General features: G+C 31.9%; 21 protein-coding genes. 17 read left to right on the forward strand and 4 right to left on the reverse strand.

The window, feature by feature from the left end; translation table 11 throughout:
* Positions 1 to 63: 63 nt before the first annotated feature.
* The 5 genes from NR218_RS06040 (at position 64) to NR218_RS06060 (ending at position 4,431) form a co-directional block, all read left to right on the forward strand.
* Positions 64 to 1,575 (forward strand): catalase, encoded by a 1,512-nt coding sequence (locus NR218_RS06040; protein WP_016931074.1) that lies wholly within the window; start codon positions 64 to 66, stop codon positions 1,573 to 1,575.
* Between the two features lie 92 nt (positions 1,576 to 1,667).
* On the forward strand, positions 1,668 to 1,817 hold the full coding sequence (gene rpmG / locus NR218_RS06045; RefSeq protein ID WP_001265708.1) for a 50S ribosomal protein L33: 150 nt from the start codon (positions 1,668 to 1,670) through the stop codon (positions 1,815 to 1,817).
* Between the two features lie 180 nt (positions 1,818 to 1,997).
* A complete protein-coding gene (gene rpsN / locus NR218_RS06050; protein WP_011275862.1) occupies positions 1,998 to 2,267 on the forward strand; it encodes a 30S ribosomal protein S14 in 270 nt (89 codons plus the stop codon).
* Between the two features lie 146 nt (positions 2,268 to 2,413).
* Positions 2,414 to 3,391, forward strand: coding sequence for a GMP reductase (gene guaC, locus NR218_RS06055; protein WP_016931075.1), 978 nt, complete (start codon positions 2,414 to 2,416; stop codon positions 3,389 to 3,391).
* Between the two features lie 14 nt (positions 3,392 to 3,405).
* Entirely contained in the window at positions 3,406 to 4,431 is a 1,026-nt protein-coding gene (locus tag NR218_RS06060; protein WP_016931076.1) for a CAP-associated domain-containing protein, read from the forward strand.
* Between the two features lie 229 nt (positions 4,432 to 4,660).
* On the opposite strand, the gene lexA is transcribed toward NR218_RS06060, so the two are convergent.
* Positions 4,661 to 5,284 (reverse strand): transcriptional repressor LexA, encoded by a 624-nt coding sequence (gene lexA, locus NR218_RS06065; RefSeq protein WP_011275859.1) that lies wholly within the window; start codon positions 5,282 to 5,284, stop codon positions 4,661 to 4,663.
* Positions 5,285 to 5,426: 142 nt separating this feature from the next.
* Here lexA and sosA point away from each other — a divergent pair, with 142 nt between their 5' ends.
* The 7 genes from sosA to sbcC all read left to right on the forward strand — a co-directional run bounded on the left by sosA (position 5,427) and on the right by sbcC (position 13,723).
* Positions 5,427 to 5,660 (forward strand): DNA damage-induced cell division inhibitor SosA, encoded by a 234-nt coding sequence (gene sosA / locus NR218_RS06070; RefSeq protein ID WP_011275858.1) that lies wholly within the window; start codon positions 5,427 to 5,429, stop codon positions 5,658 to 5,660.
* Between the two features lie 123 nt (positions 5,661 to 5,783).
* A complete protein-coding gene (locus NR218_RS06075; RefSeq protein ID WP_016931078.1) occupies positions 5,784 to 6,017 on the forward strand; it encodes a DUF896 domain-containing protein in 234 nt (77 codons plus the stop codon).
* 103 nt (positions 6,018 to 6,120) lie between these two features.
* On the forward strand, positions 6,121 to 8,109 hold the full coding sequence (gene tkt, locus NR218_RS06080) for a transketolase (RefSeq protein ID WP_011275856.1): 1,989 nt from the start codon (positions 6,121 to 6,123) through the stop codon (positions 8,107 to 8,109).
* Between the two features lie 220 nt (positions 8,110 to 8,329).
* The gene (locus NR218_RS06085; RefSeq protein WP_011275855.1) at positions 8,330 to 8,572 is read left to right on the forward strand and encodes a YneF family protein; all 243 of its coding nucleotides are present in this window, start codon (positions 8,330 to 8,332) and stop codon (positions 8,570 to 8,572) included.
* A 158-nt stretch (positions 8,573 to 8,730) separates the two neighbouring features.
* Positions 8,731 to 9,198 (forward strand): CcdC family protein, encoded by a 468-nt coding sequence (locus NR218_RS06090; protein ID WP_011275854.1) that lies wholly within the window; start codon positions 8,731 to 8,733, stop codon positions 9,196 to 9,198.
* A gap of 360 nt (positions 9,199 to 9,558) precedes the next feature.
* Complete coding sequence (sbcD, locus tag NR218_RS06095) at positions 9,559 to 10,683, forward strand: exonuclease subunit SbcD (RefSeq protein ID WP_011275853.1); 1,125 nt, start codon at positions 9,559 to 9,561, stop codon at positions 10,681 to 10,683.
* A gap of 4 nt (positions 10,684 to 10,687) precedes the next feature.
* Complete coding sequence (sbcC, locus tag NR218_RS06100) at positions 10,688 to 13,723, forward strand: exonuclease subunit SbcC (protein ID WP_265848435.1); 3,036 nt, start codon at positions 10,688 to 10,690, stop codon at positions 13,721 to 13,723.
* 54 nt (positions 13,724 to 13,777) lie between these two features.
* Here the strand turns inward: sbcC and mscL are convergent, their stop codons facing one another.
* A complete protein-coding gene (gene mscL / locus NR218_RS06105) occupies positions 13,778 to 14,131 on the reverse strand; it encodes a large conductance mechanosensitive channel protein MscL (protein ID WP_011275851.1) in 354 nt (117 codons plus the stop codon).
* A 188-nt stretch (positions 14,132 to 14,319) separates the two neighbouring features.
* On the opposite strand from mscL, the gene NR218_RS06110 reads away from it, so the two are divergent.
* The 3 genes from NR218_RS06110 (at position 14,320) to menI (ending at position 19,523) form a co-directional block, all read left to right on the forward strand.
* On the forward strand, positions 14,320 to 15,957 hold the full coding sequence (locus NR218_RS06110; RefSeq protein ID WP_011275850.1) for a BCCT family transporter: 1,638 nt from the start codon (positions 14,320 to 14,322) through the stop codon (positions 15,955 to 15,957).
* A gap of 295 nt (positions 15,958 to 16,252) precedes the next feature.
* On the forward strand, positions 16,253 to 18,958 hold the full coding sequence (gene acnA / locus NR218_RS06115; protein ID WP_011275849.1) for an aconitate hydratase AcnA: 2,706 nt from the start codon (positions 16,253 to 16,255) through the stop codon (positions 18,956 to 18,958).
* A 94-nt stretch (positions 18,959 to 19,052) separates the two neighbouring features.
* Positions 19,053 to 19,523: a 1,4-dihydroxy-2-naphthoyl-CoA hydrolase MenI gene (gene menI / locus NR218_RS06120; protein WP_011275848.1), complete on the forward strand. Its 471-nt coding sequence runs from the start codon at positions 19,053 to 19,055 to the stop codon at positions 19,521 to 19,523.
* 248 nt (positions 19,524 to 19,771) lie between these two features.
* On the opposite strand, the gene NR218_RS06125 is transcribed toward menI, so the two are convergent.
* Both NR218_RS06125 and plsY read right to left on the reverse strand, forming a co-directional pair.
* Positions 19,772 to 20,071 carry a HesB/YadR/YfhF family protein gene (locus NR218_RS06125; protein ID WP_011275847.1) on the reverse strand — a complete coding sequence of 100 codons (300 nt, stop codon included), beginning with the start codon at positions 20,069 to 20,071 and terminating at the stop codon, positions 19,772 to 19,774.
* 166 nt (positions 20,072 to 20,237) lie between these two features.
* The gene (plsY, locus tag NR218_RS06130; protein ID WP_011275846.1) at positions 20,238 to 20,846 is read right to left on the reverse strand and encodes a glycerol-3-phosphate 1-O-acyltransferase PlsY; all 609 of its coding nucleotides are present in this window, start codon (positions 20,844 to 20,846) and stop codon (positions 20,238 to 20,240) included.
* 202 nt (positions 20,847 to 21,048) lie between these two features.
* On the opposite strand from plsY, the gene parE reads away from it, so the two are divergent.
* The gene (parE, locus tag NR218_RS06135; RefSeq protein ID WP_037558066.1) at positions 21,049 to 23,049 is read left to right on the forward strand and encodes a DNA topoisomerase IV subunit B; all 2,001 of its coding nucleotides are present in this window, start codon (positions 21,049 to 21,051) and stop codon (positions 23,047 to 23,049) included.
* Complete coding sequence (gene parC / locus NR218_RS06140; RefSeq protein WP_016931080.1) at positions 23,046 to 25,445, forward strand: DNA topoisomerase IV subunit A; 2,400 nt, start codon at positions 23,046 to 23,048, stop codon at positions 25,443 to 25,445. Before parE ends, parC begins: the two co-directional genes overlap by 4 nt.
* Positions 25,446 to 25,480: the final 35 nt, after the last annotated feature.

Genomic DNA, 25,480 nt, shown 5'->3' on the forward strand with positions numbered 1-25,480 from the left:
TGGGTTTATTATTAGTAGATTCTACATTATAATTATTATAAATAAGTGAAAGGGGAATTAACTATGGCGAAAGATGATAAAAGATTAACTGGTTTGTTTGGGCACCCAGTTTCAGATAGAGAAAACAGTATGACAGCTGGTCCTAGAGGTCCGTTGTTAATGCAAGATGCATATTTCTTAGAACAAATGTCACATTTTGATCGTGAAGTAATTCCAGAACGACGTATGCACGCGAAAGGTTCAGGTGCATTCGGTACGTTTACAGTAACAAATGATATTACGAAATATACAAATGCTAAAATCTTTTCAGAAGTAGGAAAACAAACAGAAATGTTTGCACGTTTCTCAACAGTTGCGGGTGAACGTGGCGCTGCTGATTTAGAAAGAGATATCCGAGGATTTGCACTTAAATTCTATACTGAAGACGGTAACTGGGATTTAGTAGGTAATAACACACCTGTATTCTTCTTTAGAGATCCAAAATTATTTGTGAGCTTAAACCGTGCCGTAAAAAGAGATCCACGAACAAATATGAGAAGCCCTCAAAATAACTGGGACTTCTGGACTGGCGTACCGGAAGCACTACACCAAGTTACAATTTTAATGTCAGATAGAGGTATGCCTAAAGACTTCCGTCATATGCACGGCTTCGGTTCACATACGTATTCTATGTACAATGATGAGGGTGAACGTGTTTGGGTTAAATATCATTTTAGAACACAACAAGGCATTGAAAATTATACAGATGATGAAGCGGCTGAAATTGTAGGTCAAGATAGAGAGTCATCACAACGTGACTTATACGATGCAATCGAAAATGGCGATTATCCAAAATGGAAAATGTACATTCAAGTTATGACAGAGGAACAAGCTAAAAATCATCCAGATAATCCATTTGATTTAACTAAAGTTTGGTATAAAGGTGATTACCCATTAATTGAAGTGGGTGAATTTGAGCTAAATAGAAATCCTGAGAATTATTTCATGGATGTTGAACAAGCTGCTTTTGCTCCAACAAACATTATTCCTGGTCTAGATTTCTCACCAGATAAAATGTTACAAGGACGTCTATTCTCATATGGTGATGCGCAACGTTATAGATTAGGTGTCAATCATTGGCAAATTCCTGTTAACCAACCTAAAGGTGTTGGCATTGAAAATATGTGTCCATTTAGTCGTGATGGTCAAATGAGATTCCTTGATGGAAATCAAGGTGGTGGACCTCATTATTATCCAAATAATAAAGGTGTTTACCAATCACAACCTGAATATAAAAAACCAGCATTCCCAGTAGATGGAGACGGTTATGAGTACAATCAAAGACAAGATGATGATAATTACTTTGAACAACCTGGTAAATTGTTCCGTTTACAATCTGATGATGCTAAAGAAAGAATCTTTACTAACACAGCAAATGCAATGGATGGTGTGAGTGAAGACGTTAAACATAGACATATTCGTCATTGTTATAAAGCTGATCCAGAATATGGTAAAGGTGTTGCCAAAGCATTAGAAATCGATATTAATGATGTTGATTTAGAAGGTACTAACGACGAAACTTACGAGAATTTTTAATAGTACTAAAAAATTAGATTGCGTAGAGCATTTTAATATGGTAAAATTTTAAATCGTAAGTATTCCTAGTTAAATGAGAAAGGATGTTAATTATGCGCGTTAATGTAACATTAGCTTGCACAGAATGTGGCGATCGTAATTATATTACTACTAAAAATAAACGTAATAATCCTGAGCGTATTGAAATGAAAAAATATTGCCCAAGATTAAATAAATACACGCTACACCGTGAAACTAAATAATCTCTTATCTTTTAAATACGACATTAAAGATAAACTTAGAGCTTGCCGAAGTATAATAATCTTATACTTCGGTTTTTTTAATTATTTAAATGAAATTAAGTCATCAGTCTTGTAAATTTAAAATCATGTGTTATTATATAAAACGTAATAATTACGATTTAAAAAACAGGAGTGAAATATATGGCAAAAAAATCTAAAATTGCTAAAGAAATGAAAAGAGAAAAATTAGTTAATCAATATTATGAATTACGTAAAGAATTAAAAGCTAAAGGAGATTATGAAGCATTACGTAAGTTGCCACGTGATTCTTCACCAACGCGTTTAACTCGAAGATGTAAAGTAACAGGACGTCCAAGAGGTGTATTAAGAAAATTTGAAATGTCTAGAATTGCTTTTAGAGAACATGCACACAAAGGACAAATACCTGGTGTCAAAAAATCAAGTTGGTAAAATGCAAATCTAGTACTTTAGTCCATTTACAAGACAATTAAAAAATTGTAAAGTATATAAGGGTGAGAAAATGAATGATTTTTATATTTAATATACTAAACGTTCGTTTTTACTTAATAAATAAGATTGTATAGGGGCTAAAAAGTATGAAAATTTTTGATTATGAAGATATTCAATTAATTCCAAATAAATGTATAGTTGAAAGTCGTTCAGAATGTGATACAACTGTCCAATTTGGACCGAAAACATTTAAATTACCTGTTGTTCCAGCGAATATGCAAACTGTTATGAGTGAAGAATTAGCTCATTGGTTCGCAAAAAATGATTATTTTTATATTATGCATCGATTTGACGAAGCAGCTCGTATTCCATTTATTCAAAAAATGCAAAAAGACGGATTGTTTGCTTCTATTTCTGTAGGTGTTAAAGCAAATGAATTTAAGTTTATAGAAGAATTAGCTGACAAACAATTAGTTCCTGAATATATTACGATTGATATAGCTCATGGTCATTCAGATTCAGTTATTAAAATGATTAAACACATAAAAAAATATATTCCAAAAACATTTGTAATTGCTGGAAATGTTGGTACGCCAGAAGGTGTTAGAGAACTTGAAAATGCAGGTGCAGATGCAACTAAAGTTGGTATCGGACCAGGTAGAGTTTGTATCACAAAAATAAAAACTGGTTTTGGCACTGGTGGTTGGCAATTAGCAGCATTAAATATTTGTAGTAAAGCAGCGCGTAAACCTATAATCGCTGATGGTGGCTTAAGAACACATGGCGATATTGCTAAATCAATTCGATTTGGTGCAAGCATGGTAATGATAGGATCTCTATTTGCGGCTCACGAAGAATCGCCAGGTGAAACAGTTGAATTAGACGGCAAACGTTATAAAGAGTATTTTGGTAGTGCATCTGAATTCCAAAAAGGTGAACACAAGAATGTTGAAGGTAAAAAAATGTTTGTTGAACATAAAGGATCATTAAAAGATACTTTAGTTGAAATGCAACAAGACTTACAAAGCTCGATTTCATATGCAGGTGGAAAAGATTTAAAATCATTAACAACTGTCGATTATGTTATAGTGCGAAATTCAATTTTTAATGGGGACAAGGATTAAAACTTGAGTGGTAGGTGTATGTTATTAAAAAATTTCTTTTGTTTTCTTTGGTGTTATTAGTTGTAGCTTTATTCATACCATTAAAGGAAAATCAAACACTAGTAAAATTACAGAATGACGTAAGAAGTAAAGTTCAGCAAGTTATGAATCAAGATTCGAGTTTAAAAAACAATACGCTCAAAACACCTACAGAACAGGACTTTGCTATTAATAATATTCAGATGAATATGTCTAAAGACAAAGTTGAAAATCAATTGGGGAAACCTAAAAGAGTAACATCTAATGAATATGGCGCTAAATGGTATACCTATTACAATAATGATTACGATAATTTCATAATGGTTAGCTATTTAGGAAATAAAGTCAATGCTTTATATAGTAATCAAAATGTCATTACATCTAAATCTAAGGTAAAATATAACACCCCTAAAAATGTTGTTGAGGATAGACTTGGTAAACCTTTAAAGGAAATTGTTAAAGGTAGATACCGTGTTGATATAAGTAGCGATGAGTATGATGTTTTCCATGAAGATAATATTTATACAACTGTTTTTTATGATAAACATAATGACAATGGTGTTACTGCATTACTTCAAGTTAGTGATGCCATGGAAAAAAGGTTGACTCAACATTACGGTGCGCCATCTTCAACATTAGAACAAAGCTTTGAATATCAAAATTATGATTTAGTTAATTCTGAGCGTAAACAGCATGGGTTGAATACACTTAGTTACTCAAAAGATGTCTCCAATACAGCAAGAAATCATAGTGAAGACATGGTAAAACAAAATTACTTTGATCATAACAATTTAGATGGTGAATCTCCTTTTGATCGATTAAAAGATGATGACATTGATTTCAATGTGGCAGGTGAAAATTTAGCGTATGGGCAACAAAATAGTATATTTGCTCATGAGGGGTTAATGAATTCACTTGGTCATAGAAAGAATATATTGAATACAAATTTCAGTACTCTAGGCGTAGGCGTTGATTTTAATGAAAAACGACAACCATATTGGACAGAAAATTATACGGGCTAAGTGTTTTAACGAGACTTATTAAGGGTATCTTTTTGTTGATAAGGAAGTTGATATTATGACAACTAAAGATGTTAATAAACTAGATATTCTAGATAAGGTTAAAGAAATTTTGAATAAAAAAGAAAATGAAAAGCAAAAGAACTAGCGAAGTTTACATTGTAGACTTTGCTAGTTCTTTTTATATAGAAATATATAAGAGAGAGGTTAACGTAAATTTTAGAAATTAAAACTACAGTTCTCTGTATAAACCAATAACTTTACCGATAACAGTAACGTTATCAAGATAAATAGGACTCATTGTACTATTTTCAGGTTGTAATCTATAACGTGTTTTTTCTTTATAGAAGCGTTTAACTGTTGCTTCATCATCTTCAGTCATCGCAACAATGATGTCTCCATTTTCAGCAATGGTTTGGCTTCTAACTATAACTTTATCTCCATCTAAAATACCTGCCTCAATCATACTTTCACCCACAACATTTAAAATAAAAATATCACTATTGTGAGTTGATGTTAAATGTTCTGGTAAAGGGAAATATTCCTCAATATTTTCAACTGCAGTAATCGGAATTCCGGCAGTAACTTTACCAATTACAGGAACATAAATTGTTTCCTCCATATTAACTGCATCGTTAGTTTGTTCGCTAACAATTTCAATGGCTCTCGGTTTCGTAGGGTCTCGTTTAATATATCCTTTTTCTTCCAGTCTAGATAAATGACCATGAACAGTTGAACTCGACGCTAACCCTACTGCTTCACCAATTTCTCGTACGCTTGGTGGATATCCTTTAGTTTGTACTACATGTTTAATATAATCGTATATTTCACTTTGACGTTTAGTTAATTCTCTCATATATAGGCACTCCCTAATTTTATTTAACTATATTATAGCACTGATTTTAATATTGAACAAACATTTGTTCGTTTTTATGTTGACTAAGAACAGATGTTCTGTTAAAGTATTTATACAAACAAATGTTCTAGAGGTGAAAGTAATGTTTAATAAATATAAAAATAAATTATTAACTAATATAGCTGTTGTATCAATATCTTGTGTTGTTTTTATAGTATTTTTCATGAATTTATATCATAACGCTCAAATGGAACAAACGTACGAAATAACTGACCATACTATTTCTAAAAAGGCAATTATTAAAGATGATAATAAGAACGTAAATACTACAAATGGGGAACAAAATAACTACAAAGTGTTCGCGTTTGTAAGATAATTATAAATTTGAGGTCTGTCAAAGCTATTTAAATGTTAATAGCTTTTGTCTAGACCTCTTTTTTGTTATATTCTATGAAGTAAAAGAGAAAATATTAATGGGAATATAGAAAGAGTGATAGTTATGTCTAATGATAATTTAAATATAGATAGAATTAATGAGCTTGCTAAAAAGAAAAAGGAACAAGGTTTAACTGAAGCTGAAGCTAAAGAGCAATCGAAATTACGTAAAAAATACCTCGAAGCATTTAGAAAAGGGTTTAAACAACAAATTGAGAGTACAAAGGTGATAGATCCTGAAGGTAATGATGTGACACCTGAAAAATTAAAAAAGATACAAGAACAAAATAAAAATTAATAAATATTAGATTATAGTTCGTTGAGTTTAAACAATTATCAATTTCAATATTTTTAAGTTATAATATACGAAAGATGATTAAAGTCGAAGGGAAGTATTAAAGATGTTTAACGAGAAAGATCAACTAGCGATTGATACGATTAGAGCTTTAAGTATTGATGCAATCGAAGAAGCTAATTCAGGTCACCCTGGATTACCTATGGGAGCTGCACCAATGGCTTATACCTTATGGACACGCCACTTAAATTTTAATCCTCAATCTAAAGACTATTTTAATAGAGACCGTTTTGTATTGTCGGCTGGACATGGCTCTGCGCTATTATACAGCTTGTTACATGTTTCAGGCAGTCTTGAATTAGAAGAATTAAAGCAATTTAGACAATGGGGTTCTAAAACACCTGGACACCCAGAATTTAGACATACTGATGGTGTTGAAGTTACTACTGGCCCACTTGGACAAGGCTTTGCTATGTCTGTAGGTATGGCTTTAGCTGAAGACCATTTAGCTGGTAAATTTAATAAAGATGATTTCAATATAGTTGACCACTATACTTATGTGCTAGCTTCTGATGGTGATTTAATGGAAGGTATTTCTCATGAAGCTGCTTCATTTGCTGGCCATAACCAATTAGATAAACTAATTGTTTTATATGATTCAAACGATATTTCATTAGATGGCGAATTAAATAAAGCCTTCTCTGAAGATGTTAAGAAACGATTTGAAAGTTACGGTTGGAATCACATATTAGTAAAAGATGGTAATGATTTAGACGCTATCGATAAAGCAATAACTAAAGCTAAATCTCAAAATGGTCCAACTATGATTGAAGTTAAAACAATTATCGGTTATGGTGCTCCAAACGTGAGTGGTACTAATGGTGTTCATGGTGCACCACTAGGTTCAGATGAGAGAAAATTAACTTTTGAAGCATATGGTTTAGATCCTGAGAAACGTTTCAATGTGCCAGAAGAAGTATATGAAATTTTCCAAACAACTATGTTAAAACGTGCAAATGAGCATGAAGATGCATGGAAAGCATTACTAGAAAATTATTCTAAACAATATCCAGAATTAGCAGATGAATTTAAATTAGCTATTAGTGGTAAACTACCTAAAAACTATAGAGATGAATTACCACGCTTTGATAGCGATCATAATGCAGCAACACGTGCTGATTCAGGTGAAGTAATTCAAGCATTAAGTAAATCAGTTCCGTCATTCTTTGGTGGTTCTGCTGACTTAGCTGGTTCTAACAAATCTAACGTTAAAGAAGCGACTGATTATGATAGAAATACACCTGAAGGTAAAAATATATGGTTTGGTGTACGTGAGTTCGCAATGGGTGCAGCTGTAAATGGTATGGCAGCACATGGTGGATTACACCCTTATGGTGCAACATTCTTTGTATTTAGTGACTACTTAAAACCAGCGTTGCGTTTATCAGCTATCATGGGATTAAATTCAACATTCATCTTCACACATGATTCAATCGCTGTAGGTGAAGATGGACCTACTCATGAGCCTATTGAACAATTAGCGGGCTTAAGATCAATACCAAATATGAATGTCATTCGTCCAGCTGATGGAAATGAAACAAGAGTAGCATGGGAAGTAGCTCTTGAATCAGAACAAACACCAACTTCTTTAGTATTAACTCGTCAAAATCTACCATATTTAGATGTAGATGAAGAGACAGTTGAACAAGGTGTTCGTAAAGGTGCTTATGTTGTTTTCGAAACTGAAACTAAACCTGAGTATCTATTACTTGCTACTGGTTCAGAAGTTAGCTTAGCAATTGAAGCAGCTAAAGATTTAGATAAACAAGGTAAAGGTGTACGTGTAGTATCAATGCCTAACTGGTTTGCTTTTGAACAACAACCAGAAGAATATAAAGAGTCTGTAATTCCTAAAGAAATTACTAAACGTGTTGCAATTGAAATGGCATCACCATTAGGTTGGCACAAATATGTAGGCACTGAAGGTAAAGTGATAGGTATTGACCAATTTGGTGCAAGTGCCCCTGGCGACTTAGTCGTAGAAAAATATGGTTTCACTAAAGAAAATGTATTAAATCAAATTCGCACATTTTAATATTAGATAAGAAATTAGAGAACTGAGAAGGCTTTCATTGGAAAGTCTTCTTTAATTTGAATGAGCAATACAAAATAATTTTTAAGTTAACTAAAAATAAGTATTACATTTGTTTAAGTATTTGTTATGATAACAAATGGATGCAGAATTACTAACTAGCTCTTGAAAATAGAATAGTAATTTAGTAAAATTCAGTAGGATATAGAAAGTGGGTGAAACAATGGCAACATGGTTAGCAATTTTATTAATCATTGTAGCGCTTATCGGTGGATTAGTTGGTGGTTTCTTTTTAGCACGTAAATATATGATGGATTATTTGAAAAAAAACCCACCTATTAATGAAGAAATGTTACGTATGATGATGATGCAAATGGGTCAAAAACCATCGCAAAAGAAAATCAATCAAATGATGACAATGATGAATAAAAACATGGATCAAAACATGAAAAGTTCAAAAAAATAATTTTTAAATGGATTGTAGTACCTTTAAGGTTTACAATCCTTTATTTTTGTAGTAAAACAACTTTAGTGTTATTTAAAAAGAAAAATATTTAAAAATCTAAATAAATTACAATGAGTAATAAAGAGTAAGGGTTTATGAATATATAAGAAGGTGTAACGTTGGCGTATTTAATTTTTTCTGTTGTATTTGCTTTATTTATGGGTATAGTAGTAATTTTTATTCGAATGAAAGCTCAAAACTTTCCTGTTAATGAAAAGAAAATTATATTACCTCCATTTTTCATGGCTACAGGCGCATTGATGTATGTGATTCCGTACTTTAGATTGACTGGTACTGAAATTTTAGAGTCAATTATTCTAGGTGTCTTATTCTCATCTGTTCTTATATGGACAAGTCACTTTGAGGTACACGGTACTGAAATTTATATGAAGCGCTCAAAAGCATTTCCAATCATTTTAATTTCTTTATTAATTATACGTACTGTAATTAAAATATTTATCAGTAGTAAAATTGATCCAGGTGAAATTGGCGGCATGTTCTTCTTACTTGCGTTTAGCATGATTGTTCCTTGGAGATTAGCTATGTTATATAAATATAAAAAGTTGAAAAGAGCAACTGTCAAATAATTGAATAATGATTAAAAAATGATGTATTTTAAATTACTTTGAAAATTTTAGTATAGCCTGGGACATAAATCAATATCTCAGGCTATAATTACATATTGGAAGTAGTTGACTGAATTAAAAATACACCTGTAACTAACTTTTTTAATTCTAGTCAACCTTGCGGGGTTGAGCGGGGCCCAACAAAGAGAATTTCAAATTAGAAATTCTACAAGTGATGCAAGTTGGGGTTATTAATAGCTGCTTAATAACATAGGTGGGACAATGAATTTAAATTAATCATTGTTCCATCTTTTTTAGTTTGAACAATAGTGTGATTCAAGATATAATATACACGAACAAATGTTCTAAAGGGAGGCCATTATGAAGGTTATTCACACTGCTGATTGGCATTTAGGTAAGATTTTAAATGGTAAGCAATTTTTAGAAGATCAACATTATATATTGAACAAACTTATTGATAATTTGAAGGAAGAGAAACCAGATGTTCTGGTTATTTCGGGTGATATATATGATACGTCTTATCCTAGTAAGGAGACCATTAGACTTTTTGAAGAAACGATTAAAATTATAAATGTAAATATGAAAATTCCTACAATTATAACCAATGGGAATCATGATGGTAGAGAAAGATTAAATTATGGGTCAACATGGTTTGAGTTTTCACAATTATATATTAGAACGCAACTAGAATTAATGTCTACACCTATAACTATTAATAATATTAACTTTTACACACTTCCTTTTGCCACTATTAGTGAAATTAAGGCTTACTTCGATGATGATGATATCAAGACATATGAGCAAGCAACTCAAAAGTGTATTAACCACATTTCGAAGATTATAGACCCGAATCAAATTAATATTTTAATTGGCCATTTAACTATAAAAGGTGGTAAAACATCAGAATCTGAAAGGCCACTTACAATTGGAACAGTTGAAAGTGTAGAAAGCGCTAACTTCAATATTTTTGACAAAGTACTATTAGGACATCTTCATCATCCATTTAGTATTACAGATAATATTGTTGATTATAGTGGTTCGTTATTACAATACTCATTTTCTGAAGTGAACCAGGCCAAAGGATACAAAAAATTAATGATTAATTCAAAAGGTGACATAAATACTAAGTTTGTACAATTAAAACCTTTAAGAGAGTTAGAGGAAATTGAAGGTGACTACTCGGCTGTTATACAAGGCGACGTTCCTGTGAAAAATAAAGATAATTATTTTCACTTCAAACTTAAAAATATGTCTCATGTTACCGACCCTATCATCCACCTTAAACAGATATACCCAAATACACTTTCGCTTAGTAATATCACTTTTGAAAATCATAATAAATCAACGTACGCAGATTTTAAAACTACAGATGACCCTACAATAATTAAAAATTTCTACAAAACAATTACGGATGAAGATTTAACAAACTATCAAGAGAAGAAAATACATCAATTATTAAATCAAGTTATCAATAGGGAGGACTAAATAATTGAGACCAACTAAATTAATACTTAATAATTTTGGACCTTTCATACATGAAGTTATTGATTTTGAACAAATAAATAAAGAACAGTTATTTTTAATAAGTGGAAAAACTGGTTCGGGAAAAACTATGTTATTTGATGGCATTGTTTATGCGCTATTTGGTAAGGCTTCTACAGAAGGTAGAAATGAGGGGGAATTACGAAGTCATTTTGCAGATGGTAAATCCCCAATGAGTGTAGAATATGAATTTAAAATTAACGATAAAAAATTTAAAATATCTAGACAGGCTGGATTTATTAAAGAGGGGAATACTTCCTTAACACCTGGTAAACTTGATGTTTTTGAATTTGATGAAGAAAGTCAGCTTTACGAACTACGAGAGAGTAAAATCAGCTCTGGTAATGGTTTTATCAAAGATTTGTTAGGTATCAACGCTGAACAATTTAGACAATTATTCATATTACCTCAAGGAGAATTTAAGAAATTTTTAGTATCTAATAGTTCCGATAAACAAAGTATTTTAAGAACATTATTCAATAGTATCCGTTTTGAAGAGATGCAAAATTTATTGTTAAATCAAGTTAAAGACGAGAAGAAACAAATAGAATCACGTTATAGTCGGATTCAAATACTTTGGGAAGATATTGAAACATTTGAGAATGATGAATTAATTCAATTTAAATCTTTGAATAGTATGCAAACCAAAGACATTATTAAAGCAATACCTCAGTTTGAACTAGTAGGTCAACACTTAAATGAAGAATATGAACAATTAAAATCTGAACACAATGATGCGCTTGAAGCTATAAAAAGAAAAATTGAAGAAAACAATAAATTAATAGAATCACTTAAAGAACTCGATCGAAATAAAGATAAGAAAGTGCAACTAGAAAAAAACAAAGATAGTATTGAAAAATTAAAAGCTGAATTACGTAAAATTATTGAAATTAAACCCTTGAGTCAATTGTATAATCAAAGAAACACAAAAGAACAAAAATATGAAAATACTAAGGTTAAGCTAAATTCTATTCTTGAAGAGTTAAATGAACTTAATGATAAATTAGAGAAATTTAAGAAAGAAAAAGAAATTTTAAATGAACAATTAGAAGATATTAACATTAAGTCTGAATATATTGATAAAACTAAACAGTTTTATTCAAACATAAATAAGTATCGTGAAGCTTTTAACGAAATTAAACAAAATGAAACATACTTAAAAGAGAATAATCAAAAGCAAGAAGAAAATAAGAATTTAATTGATAAATTAAATAATGATATAGCTAAAATAGATGTTAATAACGAGAATATTGACGAAATAACACAGGAGATATTCCAATTAACAAACACTTTTGATAAAAAAGTGACTTTGAGAGAAAACAAGAAAAAATACCAATCTTTAAGTCAAAAATACAACGAAACAGAGAATAGTATTAAAAAGACTAAAGAACAAATTTCAGATTTAAAACTTCAATTAGAAAATATAGACAAGTCAAATATAGATTTAAATGATAAACAAACATTTATTCAAGAAATTCAAAATGCACTTCATGTTGGAGATACATGTCCTATATGTGGTAATGAAATTGAGTCTCTCAATGAACATATTAAGTTTGATGAAATTGCTAAGAATCAAAATTTAATAGAAGAGGTCAATAATCAGTTAAATAAAAAAATAAATGAGTTAACTAAACTTGAAACCACTTCTGATTATATTAGTAATCAAATGAGTGAGTTAGAAATAAATGATGATGAAATTTGTGATATCAACGAAATAGAACAACAATTAAGAACTAAAAATAAGGAAAAAGAAAAACTACAAATTCAAATTAAGCAACGTGAAAAGTTAAAAAGTGCACTAGATAAGCATAAAGATATTAAACATAGCTTACAAATTAAGCATGAAAAACTTTTATCATTGAAGCATCAATTTGAAACACTAATAAATGAATTTAAAAGCTACACTAATTATGATGAAACTAATAAATTTGAACAGTGCTTTAAGCAATATGAACAAATAGTAACTGATTATGTATCTAAGAGCGAAGTATTAGAGAAAGAAATAAATCAAACAAAACAACAAATTGAAATCGAAACAAATAATTTAAACAATAATAAATTAGCTATTAAAGAACTTGAACAAGAAATTAGTGGTCATAGCGATGAAATTAATCAAGAAATGAAGCGAATTGGACTAAATTCATACAAGGATGTTGAAATTTTATTATCTAAATTAGAAAACAAAGAGCAAATTGAAATGAAAATTCAGCAATATGAGCATGATCATCAAAAACTTACTTTAGAGATTGAACGACTATCTAAACTTACAAAAGATAATAAGTCTGAATCAGTTGAAAAATTGGAAGCTACAAAAACTGAAATTGAATCCAACTATAATAAGTACGTTGAAGCGAGTGCTACAATTCAATATCAAGTACAGAAAAATAAAGACAAATTTAATAGTATAATGGATCATATAAATTATTTAGAGAAAGAATTAAAAGAACAACAAGAAATCTTTGAATTATCAGAGGTACTATCAGGAAAAAATAGTAAAAAATTGACGCTTGAAAACTATGTGCTTATTTATTACTTAGAACGAATCATCCATCAAGCAAATATTCGTTTGGAACGCATGAGTGGGGAAAGATATCAGCTAAAAAGAAGAGAATCTATATCTCATGGTTATAGTGGTTTAGAAATTGAAGTGTTTGATTTTCATTCAAATAAATCTAGACATATTAGTTCATTATCAGGTGGTGAAACGTTCCAAGCATCTCTAGCTTTAGCGCTAGGATTGAGTGAAGTAGTTCAACAAGAATCTGGAGGTATTACCCTTGAGTCAATGTTTATAGATGAAGGCTTTGGTACGTTAGATCAAGAAACATTAGAAACTGCTTTAGATACTTTGGTGAAATTAAAAACTTCAGGCAGGATGGTTGGTATCATATCTCACGTTAGTGAACTTAAACAACGCATTCCATTAATACTTGAGGTAACATCGAATCAATATCAAAGTCATACTCGATTTAAGTGGAATTAAAAAAGACCGTATGGCAAAATTAATTCAATATTGTCATACGGTCTTAAAATATGATTATTTAGCTCTTAACAAATCGCGGATTTCTGTTAATAAAACAGTATTTTCTTCGATTTCTTCTTCAGGCTCTTCTTTCTTCACTAAAGTATTTGCGATTTTAACAAATATAAATAATGCGATTGCTACAATTATAAAATCAATAATTGATTGGATAAATAGGCCATATTTAATTCCCCAGAATTCCCAATCTTTAGCAAAATCAACAGAACCGAAAATTTTACCAATTAATGGCATGATAATGTATGTAACTAATGATGTAACAATTTTATTGAATGCTGCACCCATAACTACAGCGATTGCTAAATCTAGCACATTACCTTTAAGAGCAAACTCTTTAAATTCTTTTAACATAATTCAATACCCCTCACATAAGAATAAAATATATTATACAACATATAAATATTTTAGTAAATGTTTAATTTAAAAGAAATTTGATATTGTATAAAGGCTTTGTTATCCTTTAATATAGCGTCTTAAATTACTTCATAGTTATTTCAAACTAATTTTTAAATTTATTATAGGAAAGGAGTAAGTAAATTATGAATTCTTCTTCTGAAGAAACAAAACAAAACAAGAAGTTTTCATCGGTTTTTATTTACAGTGCTATCGTAGTAGCCATTGTTGTATCAATCGGTGCATTTTTACCTGAGCAATTCGGTAAAATTACAGGCGACATCAGTAGTTGGATTACTGAAAAGCTTGGCTGGTATTACATGATTTTGACTACTGTAATAGTGTTCTTTTGTATCTTTTTAATTTTTAGTCCAATCGGTAAACTTAAACTAGGTAAACCTAATGATAAACCTGAATTTAATACTGTTTCATGGTTTGCGATGTTATTTAGTGCTGGTATGGGAATAGGTTTAGTGTTCTACGGTGCAGCTGAACCTATGGCAGATTTTGCTTCACCTCCTAATGCTGATCCTAAAACTACTGAAGCATATACAGAAGCATTACGTTCTACATTTTTCCACTGGGGATTCCATGCTTGGGCTGTATATGGTGTAGTTGCATTAGCTTTAGCTTACGCACAATTTAGAAAAAATGAACCAGGTTTAATTTCACGTACACTACGCCCTATTTTAGGTGACAAAGTGGAAGGACCTATAGGAACAATTATTGACGTTCTTTCAGTATTTGCGACTGTTGTAGGTGTAGCCGTTTCACTTGGTATGGGTGCGTTACAAATTAATGGTGGACTTCATTATTTATTTGGTGTTCCAAATAATGTATGGGTTCAATCTATTATAATTGTCGTAGTTACAATATTATTTCTTGCTAGTGCATGGTCTGGTTTAAGTAAAGGTATTCAATATTTAAGTAACCTAAATATTGGTTTAGGTACTGTTTTAATGATTATTGCTTTAATTATTGGACCTACTGTACTTATTTTAAATATGTTTACTAGTTCAACTGGTAGCTTACTAAATTCATTCTTATTCAACAGTTTTGACACTGCAGCATTAAATGGTCAAAAACGTGAATGGATGTCTTCATGGACCCTTTATTATTGGGGTTGGTGGTTAAGTTGGAGTCCATTCGTAGGTGTATTTATTGCACGTGTGTCTAAAGGACGTTCAATTCGTGAATTTATCTCAGGTGTTTTACTAGTACCAGCAATCGTAAGTTTCTTATGGTTCAGTGTATTTGGTGTGTTAGGTATTGAAACAGGTAAAAAACACCCAGAATTATTTAAAATGACACCTGAAACTCAGTTGTTCGGTGTATTCCACCACGTTCCATTAGGAATGGCATTATCACTTATAGCATTAGTACTAATTGCTTCATTCTTTATCACATCTGCCGATTCAGCTACATTTGTGTTGGGTATGCAAACAACATTTGGTTCTCTTGAACCTTCTAGTGCTGTGAAAGTAACATGGGGTGTTTCTCAATCATTAATCGCATTCATCTTATTACTAGCAGGTGGGGGAAACGGTGCTGACGCATTAAACGCTATTCAAAGTGCGGCAATTATAAGTGCGTTCCCATTCTCCTTTGTAGTTATAATGATGATGATTAGTTTCTATAAAGATGCAAACCAAGAACGTAAATTCTTAGGATTAACACTTCAACCAAACAAACATAGACTTCAAGATTATGTTAAATATCAACAACAAGATTATGAATCTGATATTTTAGAAAAGCGTGAATCAAGAAGAAACGCTGAAAAATAATATGAAGGCATCATAATAACATTATTACCCTTAAGTGCTTTTAAAAGTACTTGAGGGTTTTTTATGAATTTAAAAGAAATCATGTTATATATTAATGAAAATCATTCTCAATTAATAATATTTACTTATAGTGGTAAGCTCATATGATAAGAATAACTTATATACACTGATTATAAATGCGAAAGCTAAATCACGTGAAATGTAGGTATATACAGTTGTTTTGAAAAACATATAATTATACAATTTATTTAAAGGCATATAAATATGAATTTTAATATTCAAGGGGGATATATAAATGACTTCTAACATTAAGCAACAAGCTAAAAAGACATTTGAAGCAAATGGCCAGTCATATACGTACTATGATTTAAAAAGTTTAGAAGAACAAGGTTTAACAAAAATAAGTAAATTACCTTACTCAATTCGTGTTTTATTAGAATCAGTATTAAGACAAGAAGATGAATTTGTCATTACTGATGAACATATTAAAGCGTTGGGTAACTTTGGCAATGAAGGAAATGAAGGTGAAGTACCTTTCAAACCATCTCGTGTTATTCTGCAAGACTTCACAGGTGTTCCTGCGGTTGTTGATTTAGCATCATTACGTAAAGCAATGAACGATGTTGGTGGGGATATTAATAAAATCAACCCAGAAGTGCCAGTTGACTTAGTCATTGACCACTCTGTTCAAGTTGATAGCTATGCTAATCCAGATGCATTAGAAAGAAATATGAAATTAGAATTCGAACGTAACTATGAGCGTTATCAATTTTTAAATTGGGCGACTAAAGCATTTGATAACTATAATGCTGTTCCCCCTGCAACTGGTATTGTTCACCAAGTAAACTTAGAATATCTTGCAAATGTTGTACACGTTCGCGATGTTGATGGAGAACAGACGGCATTTCCTGACACACTTGTAGGAACTGACTCTCATACAACAATGATCAATGGTATTGGTGTATTAGGTTGGGGTGTTGGTGGTATTGAAGCCGAAGCGGGTATGCTAGGACAACCTTCTTACTTCCCAATCCCTGAAGTAATTGGTGTTCGATTAACTAATTCATTACCACAAGGTTCAACAGCTACTGATTTAGCATTACGTGTGACTCAAGAACTACGTAAAAAAGGTGTAGTTGGCAAATTTGTTGAATTCTTCGGTCCTGGTGTAACTGACTTACCATTAGCAGATCGTGCAACAATCGCTAACATGGCGCCTGAATATGGTGCAACTTGTGGTTTCTTCCCAGTTGATGAAGAATCTCTTAAATATATGAGATTAACTGGACGTAAAGAAGAGCATGTTGAATTAGTTAAAGCTTATTTAGAACAAAATAATATGTTCTTCACTGTAGATAAAGAAGACCCTGAATATACAGATGTCATCGACTTAGATTTATCTACTGTTGAAGCTTCATTATCAGGTCCAAAACGTCCACAAGATTTAATTTTCTTAAGTGATATGAAGAAAGAATTTGAAAAATCTGTTACAGCACCTGCTGGTAACCAAGGACATGGACTAGATAAAAGTGAATTTGATAAAAAAGCAAATATCAATTTTGCTGACGGTTCAACTGCAACAATGAAAACAGGTGATATTGCTATTGCAGCAATCACATCATGTACAAATACATCTAACCCTTATGTAATGTTAGGGGCAGGCTTAGTTGCTAAAAAAGCTGTTGAAAAAGGTCTTAAAGTTCCTGAATTTGTTAAAACTTCATTAGCGCCAGGTTCAAAAGTTGTAACTGGATACTTAAGAGATTCAGGTCTTCAAGAATATTTAGATGACTTAGGGTTTAACTTAGTTGGTTACGGCTGTACTACATGTATTGGTAACTCTGGTCCATTATTACCTGAAATCGAAAAAGCAGTGGCTGAAGAAGATTTACTAGTTACATCAGTATTATCTGGTAACCGTAACTTTGAAGGTCGTATCCATCCATTAGTTAAAGCAAACTATTTAGCTTCTCCTCAATTAGTAGTAGCTTATGCATTAGCTGGTACAGTTGATATTGATTTACAAAATGAGCCAATTGGTAAAGGTAAAGATGGTCAAGATGTTTACTTAAACGATATCTGGCCAACTATTCAAGAAGTTGCAGATACTGTAGATAGTGTTGTAACACCTGAACTATTCTTAGAAGAATATAAAAACGTGTATAATAACAATGAAATGTGGAATGAAATTGATGTAACAGATGCACCATTATATGACTTTGATCCTAATTCAACATATATCCAAAATCCATCATTCTTCCAAGGTTTATCAAAAGAGCCTGGTACAATTGAACCACTTAAAGATTTAAGAGTTATGGGTAAATTTGGCGATTCTGTTACGACTGACCATATTTCTCCTGCCGGTGCAATCGGTAAAGACACACCAGCTGGTAAATATTTATTAGATCATGATGTACCTATTAGAAACTTTAACTCTTACGGTTCTCGACGTGGTAACCATGAAGTAATGGTAAGAGGTACATTTGCTAATATTCGTATTAAAAACCAATTAGCCCCAGGTACTGAAGGTGGATTCACTACTTACTGGCCTACAGATGAAGTAATGCCTATATATGATGCAGCTATGAAATATAAAGAAGACGGTACTGGTTTAGCTGTTTTAGCAGGAAACGACTACGGTATGGGTTCTTCTCGTGACTGGGCTGCAAAAGGTACAAACTTATTAGGTGTGAAAACTGTTATCGCTCAAAGCTATGAACGTATTCACCGTTCTAACTTAGTTATGATGGGTGTTTTACCATTACAATTTAAAGATGGTGAATCGGCTGAATCATTAGGATTAGATGGAAAAGAAGCTATTTCTGTTGATATTGACGAAACAGTAAGTCCACGTGATACTGTGAAAGTACATGCTAAAAAAGAAAATGGTGAAGTCGTTGATTTTGAAGCAATTGTACGATTTGATTCACTAGTAGAATTAGATTACTATCGTCATGGTGGTATTTTACAAATGGTTCTAAGAAATAAATTAGCGCAATAATATATGAACTTTGAAGCCATGCTGACTTTATGTTGGCATGGCTTTTTTATGTTAATATGAAATATGAATGATTTTGGAAAAGAGGTACTTAAGAATGATATACAGTATGACTGAAATTGAAGCTAGATATCAAGAAACAGATAAAATGGGTGTGATTTATCATGGTAATTATGCTACATGGTTTGAGGTTGCACGAACAGATTACATCCGAAAGTTGGGTTTTAGTTATGCAGATATGGAAAAAGAGGGCATCATTTCTCCAGTTGTAGACCTTCAAATAAAATATAGAAAATCAATTTTTTATCCTGAAAAAGTGACAATTAAAACATGGGTTGAGCAATATTCGAGACTTAAATCAGTTTATTGTTATGAAGTATATAATGAGAATGGAGAACTTGCTACAACTGGTTCAACTCAATTAATTTGTATGAAATCAAGTAATTTTCGACCAATTAGATTAGACCGTTACTTCCCAGAATGGCATAAGGTTTATAGTCATGTAGATAAATTAAATCAAGATGGAAAAGATTTTGAAGTGACTCAATCAAGCGACCTTGAAATATAGATGATATACAAGACTTATGTGAGAGGAATGTATTCATTTTAACCCAGCTTGCTTTGCTTGAAGAATTTCAGGGCGAAATTCTCTATGTGGGGGCCGACTATCATTTACCTTACCTTTAAAATTTTTATTGTGATTTCAAGCGTTTAGATTTATCACTAATATGTATTAAAAAAACTGAGAAATGCTACATGGGAGCGTCTTCTCAGTTCTTTTATATATGCTTAGTTAAATTCAACGGTTTTTATGACTTACTTCAATTTAGAATAGGCAATTTCATCATCATGATCTACTTTTTCAACGAGGACTTCATTATCCTCAAAATACCATAGATCTTCTTCTGAAACGACTAATATCAAATCATTATAATTTTCTTCGTAACCAATTTCTACATCTTCTCTTGGTTCAACGCGAAAGGCAGGACTGAAACCTTGTTTAAGTTGAAATTCACCACCATAGCGAACGTAAAACTGTAAAACTTTGTTATTTTCAGGTAAGTCTAGTTCATCTTTAAACCATTCTACAGCTTGATCTGTTAGTTTAATTTTCATTACATTATCCTCCTACCTTATTTATCTATTACTTGGATTTTTTTAAAATGGAACTCTTAGAATTATAACATATTCATATTTTGAGATAATCCATAAAATTTCAATGAAGATATAAAAAAGCACTAAGCGAATTGATACGCTTAATGCATTATTATCGGTATTGGATTTACATCCATTTTATTTTTGGCTCTTCGCCTTTAAAAATTCTTACAATATTGGTGCGATGTCTTACTATTAAAATTATTGAAACGAGTAAGCTCATCCCAAATAATATGTAATCTTGTATGATGAGAGAGCCAATAACGCAACAAATTGCTGCAATAATACTTGAGAGTGAAACATATTTAAATATATATAATACTCCAAAGAATATAATTGCCAATATAAGTAGCAAGATAGGATTTACGCCTAAGACAACACCAGCACTTGTAGCTACAGCTTTTCCACCCTTAAATCTAAGATATATTGGATATACATGGCCAAGTATTGCGAATAAACCTACAATTAACCCATGTGTGAAGAACGTGCTAAGCGGTCCATCTGCATGCACTGGAAACCAAATAGGAAAGAACACAGTAATAAATCCTTTAAATATATCTAAAAAGGTTACAATAAATCCTGCTGGTTTACCTAGAACTCGGAAACTATTAGTTGCGCCAGTATTACCACTGCCATATTGTCTAATATCTTTTTTGAAAAAAAGCTTTCCTATAACATATCCATTAGGAATAGCACCAATGAGATAGCTTAATATGAGCATGACTACTATCATCATATAACTTTACACATCCTTTAATAACGTAGCTATATTTTACCATAATCTAATAGATAACAACGACCAATTTTAAAAATTTGTTCTTAACAGGAACTTTAAATAGATTAGTTTTTAACTCACGCTTGCAATTTAGACCAATTTATATAAGAATAACTATTGTATAGTTTTTAAAACGAACGTACGTTTGTAGGAGGCGAACGCATTGGCAACAAAAAATTCAAATCATTACTCAGATGATTCTATTCAAGTATTAGAGGGATTGGAAGCTGTAAGAAAGCGTCCAGGTATGTATATAGGATCTACTGATAAACGAGGACTACATCATTTAGTGTATGAAGTAGTAGATAACTCCGTAGATGAAGTTTTAAACGGATATGGTAATGAAATAAATGTAACAATAAATCAAGATAATAGTATTTCTATTGAAGATAATGGTCGTGGTATGCCTTCAGGAATGCATGCATCAGGTAAACCTACTGTAGAAGTTATTTTCACAGTATTGCACGCCGGTGGTAAATTCGGCCAAGGCGGATATAAAACATCAGGTGGATTGCATGGGGTTGGTGCATCTGTAGTTAACGCATTAAGCGAATGGTTAGAAGTAGAAATACATAGAGACGGGAATATTTACAAGCAAAGCTTTAAAAATGGTGGAGTGCCAGCATCTGGATTAGTTAAATCAGGTAAAACAAAAAAAACAGGAACTAAAGTTACATTTAAACCAGATCCCGAAATATTTAAAGCTACAACTACATTTAATTTTGAAACCTTAAGTGAGAGATTACAAGAATCTGCTTTCCTATTAAAGAATCTTAAAATAACATTGAAAGATTTACGTAGTGGCAAAGAACGTGAAGATGTTTATCATTACGAAGAGGGAATTAAAGAGTTTGTCAGTTATGTAAATGAAGGCAAAGAGGTTCTTCACGACGTAACTATGTTTACAGGTGCTTCAAATGGTATAGAAGTAGATGTCGCTTTTCAATATAATGATCAATATTCAGAGAGTATATTAAGCTTCGTAAATAACGTGCGTACCAAAGACGGCGGAACACATGAAGTAGGATTTAAAACTGCAATGACACGTGTGTTCAACGATTACGCAAGAAGAATCAATGAATTAAAAGAAAAAGATAAGAATTTAGACGGTAATGATATTCGTGAAGGTTTAACTGCAGTTATATCAGTTCGCATACCTGAAGAATTGTTACAATTTGAAGGGCAAACTAAATCTAAATTGGGTACTTCAGAAGCTCGTAGTGCTGTTGATTCAGTAGTTTCTGATAAATTGCCATATTATTTAGAAGAAAAAGGTCAACTTTCTAAATCTCTAGTGAAGAAAGCAATTAAAGCACAACAAGCTAGGGAAGCTGCGCGTAAAGCACGTGAAGATGCACGTTCAGGTAAGAAGAATAAACGTAAAGACACTTTATTATCAGGAAAGTTAACACCTGCTCAAAGTAAAAATACTGAGAAAAATGAATTATATTTAGTCGAAGGTGACTCAGCAGGTGGTTCAGCTAAACTTGGAAGAGATAGAAAATTCCAAGCGATTTTACCTTTAAGAGGTAAAGTTATTAATACTGAAAAAGCAAGACTTGAAGATATTTTTAAAAATGAAGAAATTAATACTATCATTCATACAATTGGTGCTGGTGTTGGAAACGACTTTAAAATAGAAGACAGTAATTATAATAGAATTATTATCATGACTGATGCCGACACAGATGGTGCACATATTCAAGTATTATTATTAACCTTCTTCTTTAAGTACATGAAACCACTTGTACAAGCTGGAAGAGTATTTATCGCATTGCCGCCATTATATAAACTGGAAAAAGGAAAAGGTAAATCTAAGCAAGTTGAATATGCATGGACTGATGATGAACTTGAAAAACTTCAGAAGAAATTAGGAAAAGGATTTATGTTGCAACGTTATAAAGGTCTAGGTGAAATGAACCCTGAACAGTTATGGGAAACAACTATGAATCCTGAAACTAGAACATTAATTCGTGTTCAAATTGAAGATGAAATGCGTTCATCTAAACGAGTTACAACTTTAATGGGTGATAAAGTTGCGCCACGTCGTGAATGGATTGAAAGTCACGTTGAATTTGGCATGCAAGAAGATCAGAGTATATTAGATAATACTGAAGTACAAGTACTAGAAACTGAAGAATATACTGAGGAGGAAACAAATTGAGTGAGATAATTCAAGATTTATCACTTGAAGATGTGATAGGCGATCGTTTTGGAAGATATAGTAAATATATTATTCAAGAACGTGCATTACCGGATGTTCGTGATGGCTTGAAGCCAGTACAACGAAGAATTCTTTTCGCAATGCATAGTAGTGGGAATACGTATGATAAGAATTTCCGTAAGAGTGCGAAGACAGTCGGTGACGTTATTGGTCAATATCATCCTCATGGCGACTCATCAGTATATGATGCAATGGTGCGCTTAAGTCAAGATTGGAAATTACGTCATGTTTTAATTGAAATGCATGGTAATAACGGTAGTATCGATAATGATCCTCCTGCAGCCATGCGTTATACTGAAGCGAAGTTAAGCCAATTATCGGAAGAACTTGTCAGAGATATTAACAAGGAAACTGTTGCATTTGTTCCAAACTATGATGATACAACTTTAGAACCAATGGTTTTACCAGCAAGGTTTCCTAATTTATTAGTTAATGGTTCAACAGGGATTTCTTCAGGTTATGCGACTGACATCCCACCGCATAATTTAGCAGAGGTAATTCAAGCAACATTGAAATATATCGATAATCCTGATATTACTGTCACTCAACTAATGAAATATATAAAAGGTCCAGATTTCCCTACTGGCGGTATTATTCAAGGCGTGGATGGCATTAAGAAAGCTTATGAGACTGGTAAAGGTAAAATTGTTGTACGTTCTAAAGTAGATGAAGAAACCCTTCGTAATGGTCGTCAACAACTTATCGTTACTGAGATTCCTTACGAAGTGAATAAAAGTTCACTAGTCAAAAGAATCGATGAGTTAAGAGCAGATAAAAAAGTAGATGGTATTATCGAAGTCCGTGATGAAACTGATCGCACTGGATTACGAATAGCAATCGAACTGAAAAAGGATGTAAATGCAGAAGCTATAAAAAACTATTTATTCAAAAACTCTGATTTACAAATTGCTTATAACTTTAATATGGTTGCAATTAGTGACGGTCGTCCAAAATTAATGGGTATTCGCCAAATTATTGATAGTTACTTAAATCATCAAATTGAAGTTGTGGCAAATCGTACGAAATATGATTTAGATCATGCTGAAAAACGCATGCATATTGTGGAAGGTTTAATGAAAGCACTATCAATATTGGATGAGGTTATCACGTTAATTCGTAACTCTAAAAATAAAAAAGATGCTAAAGACAATTTAGTTGCTGAATTTGAATTTACGGAAGCTCAAGCAGAGGCTATTGTTATGCTTCAACTTTATCGTTTAACTAATACAGATATCGTTGCATTGGAAAATGAACATAATGAGTTAGCTAATTTGATTAAAGAATATCGTCATATACTTGATAATCATGATGCATTGTTACAAGTAATTAAAAGTGAATTGACTGATATTAGAAAACGATTTAAATCTGAGCGTTTATCATCAATTGAAGCGGAAATCGCAGAAATCAAAATTGATAAAGAAGTTATGGTTCCAAGTGAAGATGTTGTTTTAAGTATTACACGTCAAGGATATATTAAACGGACATCTACACGTAGTTTTAATGCCAGTGGTGTCACTGAAGTAGGGCTTAAAGATGGAGACAGTTTACTCAAATATCAAACAGTTAACACGCAAGATACGGTACTTGTTTTTACAAATAAAGGAAGGTATTTATTCATTCCGGTTCATAAATTAGCAGATATCAGATGGAAAGAACTTGGACAGCATGTATCTCAAATTGTTCCCCTAGATGATTATGAAACTGTAGTTGATGTTTACAATGAACAAAGTTTTAAAGATGACGCATTTTATGTACTAGCGACTCGAAATGGAATGATTAAAAAAAGTAACGTTAGCTTATTTAAAACGACTCGTTACAATAAACCATTAGTTGCTATGAAAGTTAAAGATAATGATGAATTAATAAACGTCATTCGATTAAATGAAGATCAACTCATCAGTGTATTAACACATAAAGGTATGTCATTAACGTATTCAAGTGAAGAACTATCTGATACGGGATTACGAGCAGCTGGGGTGAAATCTATCAACTTAAAAGATGAAGATTTTGTCGTTATGACGGATGTTGTAGATAGTGATAGCTCAATTATAATGGCTACTCAAAGAGGTGCTGTAAAACGAATTAGCTATAAGATTTTACAACAAGCTAAAAGAGCACAAAGAGGTATTACATTACTTAAAGAGTTGAAGAAAAATCCGCATCGTGTTGTTGCAGGTTATGTTGTTAAAGATGAAAGTATGTATACTCTATATTCTGAAAGTCACTCTGAAGAAGGACAAATCACTGATATTCATTTATCTGAACAATACACAAATGGGTCATTTGTTGTTGATGTTAAAGAGTTTGGAGACGTCTTAGATATGACAATCGACTAATGGATTATAAAAATTATATTTTCAATTTTAAAGGA

Source organism: Staphylococcus sp. SUC_1.2 (assembly GCF_026222585.1).